General features: G+C 69.0%; 1 protein-coding gene. It reads left to right on the top strand.

Features of this window, described 5'->3' with window-relative positions:
* Positions 1–2,299, top strand: a 2,299-nt coding sequence (locus ACFV5N_RS26820; protein WP_385604827.1) for a rhamnogalacturonan lyase, incomplete at its 5' end; no start/stop codon positions are given.
* Between the last annotated feature and the right edge of the window lie 97 nt (positions 2,300–2,396).

The following is a 2,396-nucleotide window of genomic DNA, read 5'->3' as shown; positions in this document are numbered from 1 at the left end:
CCGGGACGGGCAGCCGCTCGGGACGGTCACCGACAGCACCAACTACCTGGACGCCGACGGCTCCGACGGCGCCGCCTACCAGGTCGCGGCGCTGGTGGACGGGGTGGAGGTGGACCGCAGCGCGGCCGTCTCGCCGTGGTCCGACGGGTACTACGATCTGCCGCTGCGCAAGCCGGCCGACGGGGTGACCCCGGCCGGTGAGGCGTACACGTACTCCGCGAACGACATGAGCGTCGGCGACGTGGACGGCGACGGCCAGTACGAGTTCATCGTGAAGTGGGACCCGTCCAACTCCAAGGACGTCTCCCAGGTCGGCTACACCGGCAATGTCTACATCGACACCTACCGCTTCGACGGCACGCTGCTGCACCGGATCGATCTGGGGGTGAACATCCGGGCGGGCGCGCACTACACCCAGTTCCTGGTCTACGACTTCGACGGTGACGGCCGTGCGGAGATGATGTTCAAGACCGCGCCGGGTACCAAGATCATCCGTTATGACCGGAACGGCGAGGTCGCTTCCGAGAAGTACATCACCATGCCCCGCGAGGATGTCCGCGCCGGGTACGGGCACGGGGACGACTACCGGCTGAGCGCCGAGGGGTACGCCGCCCACCTGGCCGACCTCTTCGAGGGCTGGCACGAGCACCCGGAGGTGGTGGCCGGCAACTGGCCCGCCACCATCGAGGAGGCGCTGGGCGCCGAGGACGAGCTGGACTTCGCGTACCCGCTCTCCCGCTCCGACGCCGAGGAGCTGGTGGACTACTTCATCGACGAATACGCCCCGAGCCGCAGCGGCAACAACCGGCTGCGGAACTTCGAGGGGTTCATCGTCGACGGCCCGGAGTATCTGACCGTGTTCAACGGTCTGACCGGCGCCGAGTTGCAGACCATCCCCTACAAGCCGGGCCGGCACGACGACGGCCTGATGTGGGGCGACTACGCGATGAACCGGATCGAGCCGGGCAACCGGGTGGACCGGTTCCTCAGCGGCGTGGCCTATCTGGACGGCGAGCACCCCTCGGCGGTGTTCGCGCGCGGCTACTACACGCGCAGCACCCTGGTGTCCTACCGCTGGGACGGCCGCGAGCTGACCGAGGACTGGTACGTGGACAGCGGCTGGACGCCGATGTCCAACCCGTTCAACGACTCGCCGCACGGGGTGGAGGGCACCGACCCGGAGTACGGCACGCTCACCACGCAGGGTTTCCACTCGCTGTCGGTGGCCGATGTGGACGGCGACGGCAAGCAGGAGATCGTCTACGGTTCGGCGACCATCGACCACGACGGGTCGCTGCTGTACAGCTCGTACGACTACGGTCCGCCGGAGAGCAGTGTGCCCGGCGAGTACGTGAAGCTGGGGCACGGTGACGCGATGCACGTCGCCGACATCGACCCCGACCGGCCGGGTCTGGAGATCTACACGGTGCACGAGGGCGGCCCGTGGGCGCCGTACGGGTACGCGCTGCGGGACGCGGCGACCGGTGAGGTGCTGTACGGGGGCTACACCGGGGTGGACACCGGGCGCGGCATGATCGGTGACATCGACCCGGGGCGCCGGGGTCTGGAGACCTGGGGCACGGGGATCGGGCTGTGGAGCGCGACCGGTGAGTACCTGGGCGCGCAGACGCCGGGGACGAACATGAGCATCCGCTGGTCGGCGGACATGACGACGCAGTTCGTGAACGGCGCGATCGATGTGACGCCGACGATCGACGACTGGCAGCGCGGCCGGCTGCTGACGGCGGAGGGCACCCGGGCGAACAACCACACCAAGGGCAACCCGTCGCTGGTGGCGGACATCTTCGGTGACTGGCGGGAGGAGCTGCTGCTGCGGACCGCCGACAGTTCGGCGATCCGGATCTACACGAGCACCGAGGTGACCGACCGGAAGCTGTACACGCTGATGCACGACCCGCAGTACCGGGTGGAGGTGGCGCGGCAGCAGACCACGTACAACCAGCCGGCGTACCCGGGCTTCCATCTGTCCTCGGGGACGGAGTGGGCGAAGGTGCCGGTGCCGGACTACTACACGCCGGGTGCGGTGTCGGCGCTGAAGGAGGCGCTGGACGGGTATGTGCGCTCGGGCGAGGTGAAGCCGGTGACCGGCACGCTGCTGGGGGTGCCGCTGCTGGTGGCGAAGCTCCAGTGGGAGCGGCTGGGGAACGGCCGGGCGGCGGTGGCGTCGCTGGAATCGTTCGCGCGGCAGCTGGAGCGGGCGCCGAAGGGCGCGGTTTCGGACACGGCGCGGGCGGCGCTGGGGTACCGGGTCCAGGTGGTGATCGGGCAGTTGCGGTGATGAATCGGTGAACACGGGGACGAGCCGGAGCCGTTCAGGGCTCCGGCTCGTCTCATCGTCGGAGCAGTACCCCGGCTATACATACTGAGTATACACC

It is taken from the genome of Streptomyces sp. NPDC059853 (genome assembly GCF_042731495.1).
GTDB lineage: Bacteria > Actinomycetota > Actinomycetes > Streptomycetales > Streptomycetaceae > Streptomyces.
This window is presented reverse-complemented; position numbering and strand designations above follow the sequence as displayed.